The following is a 5,117-nucleotide window of genomic DNA, read 5'->3' as shown; positions in this document are numbered from 1 at the left end:
GCTTCATCATCGCTGATTTTTTCTGGCTGCTGATAGTTTTGATGCTGCGGTTCAGCTTCTTGGCGATTTCCGTTACCAGGAAGCCTTCAGCGAACAGGCGCAGAACCTCGCTCTCTTTCGGCGACAGGCGCTTATCGCCATAGCCGCCCGCGCTGATTTTCTCCAGCAGCTTGGCCACGCTTTCCGGGGTATATTTCTTCCCTTTCTGCAGTGCCGCCAGCGCTTTTGGCAGGTCGGTCGGCGCGCCCTGTTTCAGCACGATGCCTTCAATATCCAGATCCAGCACGGCGCTGAGGATTGCCGGGTTATTGTTCATGGTCAGAACAATAATCGACAGATCGGGATAGTGGCGCTTGATATATTTGATCAGCGTAATGCCGTCGCCATATTTTTCGCCAGGCATGGAGAGATCGGTAATCAGGACATTAGCGTCCAGTTTGGAAAGGCTGTTAATCAGTGCTGTCGAGTCTTCAAACTCACCAACTACGTTGACCCATTCAATTTGTTCAAGAGATTTACGAATGCCAAACAGAACGATTGGATGGTCATCGGCAATAATTACGTTCAAATTATTCATCTTATTGGTTACCTTGCTGCAGCAGTTCGTTGACATAGGCGTCAATGTCACTGGTGGTATTTTTGATGTTTAAATCGTCACTCGTTTTAATTTGCTGTTCCAGCTTTTCACAAAGCTCCTTGCCGGGCGCCAGATTTAGCATGGCAAATACCCCTTTCAGGCGATGTGCCGTCTGAGCAAGCGTCGCGTAATCCCTGTTCGACGCCTCAGTATACAGTCTCTCAACATCTTCCGGTACTGTCTCGACAAATAGCTGGTAGTAACCGCCGCTTAACATTGGGGCGGACTCTTCCGCGTCATCTTCCTCCATGATCGACATATCCTGTGAGAGTTGCTTCTCAATCAGCTGCAACAGCGCGTCCTGCAGAGCGCTACTGAGGTTAAAATTAACCCGGTACTGCTGTTCATTCAGAGCGGTAAAGCCCAGTTCATTATCCGTCAGCAACAGCGACCAGCCGGAAAGGCGCGCCGGATCGTCGGTGATCAGGATATCGTGCGTCAGGCCGGCTACGCGTTCGTCCGGCGTAATGCACTTCGCGCCCCAGTTTTCCAGCTGATGGGTCACGATCTTACGGATGTCATCGACGGCGATGTCGATAAGCATGGTGACATCTTCCAGCAGCTTCTCTTCCTGCTGCTGTTGATGTTCAGGCGGCACGTGCAGCAGAATGCTGTAGCGCGTGCCGATTTCAGGCCGCGCCACGATCTCCAGCTGCCCGCCCATCTGTTTGCACAGCTGGCGGCAGAGGAAAAAGGCGAGCCCCGAAGCCTGGCCGAAGCGATCCCCGGAGGTTTCGCCGAGGAACGGGAAATCGTTATTGCCCAGCTCATCGCGCGTCAGCCCCGCGCCGGTGTCGACGATCTGAATATTAAGCCGATCGGGACGGTCGGCGGGCGAATCGACTTCCACTGAAATCTTGCCCCAGCTGGTGGTGGTCAGCGAATAGTGCAGCAGGGTAGAGAGCACCTTATAGATGGCGCGGCTGTCGCCGAAGCGCATCTCGTCGCTGTTCAGATGGTTGCGCACCAGCAGCGTCAGCCCTTTGCGGCGCGACAGCGGCAGCAGCTCCAGCGTCAGCCTGTCGAGAAGCTCCTGCAAATTAAACGAACTGGCGTCCGGCGCCCAGTCGTGGGTCTCCAGACGATTCAGCAGCACGATATCATCCACCAGACGCGCCAGCGCCTGGCTGTTTTCCAGCGCGTCCAGCGCCTGGGCGTCGTCGCTGGCGTCGCTCAATGCCTGCAGCTGCGTCACCACCTCCTGTAACGGACGATGCAGCGCGTGACCCAGATTTTGCATCAGCTGCTGACGCAGCTGATGGTTGCGATCCAGCACCTGCTGCGCCTTCTGTAACTTCTTATTCACCAACAGCTCGCGATCCTGATCGCGCATCATAAACAGCTGCGTATGCGGCGAATGTTGGCTGCGGGCGTGACGGATCTCATATACCTCGTTATTCACCGTCGCCTGCAACACGCCCTGATGCTGATCGGACATATTGACGATCTTTTGCAGATTCAGATGCGGCAGCAGATGCTCGGCGATTTTGTTGCTGATGATGGTGCGGTTGCTGGCGAAATCATAGACCAGCAGACCGACCGGCAGGCTGGCGACAATCTCTTCATTGAGCATGCGCAGTGAATCCAGCTCGGCGCTCTTGTTTTCGCCCGGCCGCAGCGACTGCTGACGCAGCAGAAACAGCCCCGCCAGCGACATCAGCAGCAACAGCAGGTCAGCCAGCAGCGGCCACATCAGGTTGCGCAGCGTATCCCAGGCGAGGGTGCTGAGCGGAATGCGGTAGATCAGCTGTAGCGGCGTGCTGGGCAGCGACGCGGCGATCTCCACGTTCGGGTTGTTAAACGTAATGCGGGTATTCAGCATCTCGTCGTCGCTTTCCACCGGAGCGGTCAGCGTCGCGTCCTGCTTCAGCTGGAAATTCTCCATTGGCATATTGTGCGGGATCAGATCGTTGATCGGCATATCAAACGCCACCACGGTGGCGAGATGACCCGGCTGATTAAAGGTGGTGCGCACGGTAAAGTAGTGATCGTTTTGCCAGGCGAAACGGCGCAGCGGCGAAAAGCTTTCCCGCTCATCCAGCGCGTTCGCCTGTTGCAACATCTCGGTACGGCGCGCCTCGACGATATTGCTGATGGCGCTCTCTTTATAGCGCGTCGCCATATCTTTCAGCGGCAGGGTAGAGATCAGGATCAGGCTGTTATCCTGTCCGTTAAGAAAATACATCGACCAGGTGCTGTTTTCCGCGCCCCAAAGCGTATCCAGATAGTTAGACATGCGCAGCGTCATATCCAGCGTGCTGCTGTCGTGCGAACCGAAAATCAGCGCTTCGGTTTTACGGCGCGTTTTTTCCAGATAGTAAACGTCGGGACGCAGGCGCGTCTCCTGCAGGCTGGCCGAGGGCACGCTGCCCGCGGCGCTGGCCGCCAGATTCTCATAAATCTGCCAGGTGGCGAAACGATAGGTATCAATGCGTTTCTGCATCGCATGAGTGATATCCGCCATCGCATAGCGTTTCTCCATCAGCCAGGCATTAACCGCGTTATGCACCATAAAGCCCAGCGCCAGCAACAGCAGCAGGATAAACATGACGAAGAAACGCGTAACGTTGCTGGAGGATAAAGGAAACTTGTACATCATAGTGAGAGGGAGCACCTGATCATTTAACGTGTCACCAGCCGTGCGCTGGCAGCAACCGCCACCAGGAGAACCACGATGGCCGCGAAAGCGGTCACCAGACTAAATCCGTGAGCCACAAAACCAATTAACGCCGGACCTGCCAGAATACCGGCATAACCGATAGTTGTCATGGCTGAGATAGCAAGATTTACCGGCATGTCGGTCTGACGACCGGCGGCGCTAAATAAAATCGGTACCGTATTCGCCGCGCCGAAACCGATCAGTAAAAAGGAGAGAAGCGCGACGGCGACGTTATCCACGCTAATCAGCAGCAGCACGCCGAGCGCCGCGCACAGGCAGCCGCCAGCCAGTACCGCGCTGTTGCTGAAGCGGCTCACAATGCGATCGCCGGTAAGCCGTCCAATGCTCATGGCGACCGAGAAAACGGCGTAGCCAAGACCCGCCTGCGCTGCGGGCATCGCGCGTTCCTGCGTCAGCAGCAGCGCGCTCCAGTCCAGCACCGCGCCTTCGGTCAGAAACAGGATAAAACAGAGCAGGCCAAGGAACAGCACCCAGCCGCGCGGCGCGACAAACAGCGGCGTATCGGGCTGGTGCATCCGCTCCGTCAGCAGCCAGCGCTGACTGCCGAGCAGCAGCAGCGCCAGCAGCAGCAAAATCACCAGCACTGACTGCAACGGCGACAGGCCGAGCCAGAGCAGGGCGCTGACCAGCCCGGCGCCCACAATGCCGCCTACGCTGTAAAAACCGTGAAAACCGGACATCATGGTGCGTTCCGATGCCTTTTCCACCTCCACTGCCTGAATATTCATCGCCACGTCCAGCGTGCCGATAGCGGCGCCGAACAGCATCAGCGCGATCGCCAGCATCACCGGCGAGGAGAGGGTGGCCATCAACGGCAGCAGCACCAGAAGCAGCGCGGACGAGGTAAGGATTATCCGCTTGCAGCCCTGTTTGCCGACCAGCGCGCCGGTCAGCGGCATGGCGATCAACGATCCCGCGCCCAGGAACAGCAGCAGACCGCCCAGCGCCGCGTCGCTGACGGCCAGACGATCTTTCGCGTAGGGCACCAGCGGAGCCCAGGTGGACATGCCGATGCCGGCCACCAGAAAAATCATTCGGGTCGCCATCTGAGCGGCGGTCTGGCTTTTCAGCGGTTGTCCTGCTTCTGCCGACGTCATAAAGTGTTTTCCGTAATGCGCAAAGGGGTTCCTTTTTAACACAGAATAAGCTGGCAGAGCAGCGTTTCATCGGGAAGAGGGCGGCTACGGCCGTTCTGCGCCAGCAAGCTTATTAAACGATAAAACAGGGGTTGTTAATCAGTTTTCGCCGCCGGAGCGCTTTTTCAGGAAAGTTCCTGGCTAAAAGTCGCAAAATCAGGCGCGTCACCTCGCCATAAGGCAAATTAAGGATAATGGCATTTCTGCGAAAGCGCCTGTTAAAGGTGAATGAAAACCGCGCCGAGGGCAGCAGAACCCCAGACGGCAGATTGTAGCAGTGTTCTGCCGCATACAGGCACGATCGCTTTCCTCAGGCTGCGCTTGTACTCAACAACGGGGCCGACGCGCCCCGTTTTTTACTGGTCGCCCGACGAAGCCCGCTTATTCCACACGATGTTGCCGATTTATTCAGCGTCGCCGTATTTTTCACCTACGGCTAAAGAGCGCGGGAAGCGCTGATTGAGGGAGTCGGCTACGCCAGAAACCGTGTTTTAGCCCCCAGGTTAATTCCTAAATATTCCCGCTGCGTAACAGTCAAAGACGGCACAGTGTTAAGCGGCAACTCTGCTTAACAAGGACAGCGGCGCTTCGCGCGCAGACAGCGTGATATCAGGCGCTTATCCAGCGTGCATGTAAAAAAAAGTAAAAGTGCGCTGCCCCATTC

General features: G+C 56.6%; 3 protein-coding genes. All 3 read right to left on the bottom strand.

Annotation, left to right across the window (positions count from 1 at the left end; translation table 11 throughout):
- A partial coding sequence (gene rcsB, locus MYY08_RS12430; RefSeq protein WP_288014414.1) for a response regulator transcription factor RcsB occupies window positions 1-577 on the bottom strand: 577 nt, incomplete at its 3' end.
- Between the two features lies 1 nt (window position 578).
- Window positions 579-3,236 carry a phosphotransferase RcsD gene (gene rcsD / locus MYY08_RS12425; protein WP_084971126.1) on the bottom strand — a complete coding sequence of 886 codons (2,658 nt, stop codon included), beginning with the start codon at window positions 3,234-3,236 and terminating at the stop codon, window positions 579-581.
- 23 nt (window positions 3,237-3,259) lie between these two features.
- Entirely contained in the window at window positions 3,260-4,414 is a 1,155-nt protein-coding gene (locus tag MYY08_RS12420) for an MFS transporter (protein WP_038625141.1), read from the bottom strand.
- Window positions 4,415-5,117: the final 703 nt, after the last annotated feature.

This window comes from Mixta sp. (genome assembly GCF_024610815.1).
Lineage (GTDB): Bacteria > Pseudomonadota > Gammaproteobacteria > Enterobacterales > Enterobacteriaceae > Mixta > Mixta calida.
Note: the sequence above shows the minus strand (reverse complement) of the source record. Positions and strands in the feature narration are given on the sequence as shown.

Excerpts from the sequence above, each read along its gene's own strand:
- rcsD (WP_084971126.1), bottom strand. The coding sequence starts at position 3,236 with ATGATGTACAAGTTTCCTTTATCCTCCAGCAACGTTACGCGTTTCTTC.
- MYY08_RS12420 (WP_038625141.1), bottom strand. The coding sequence starts at position 4,414 with ATGACGTCGGCAGAAGCAGGACAACCGCTGAAAAGCCAGACCGCCGCT.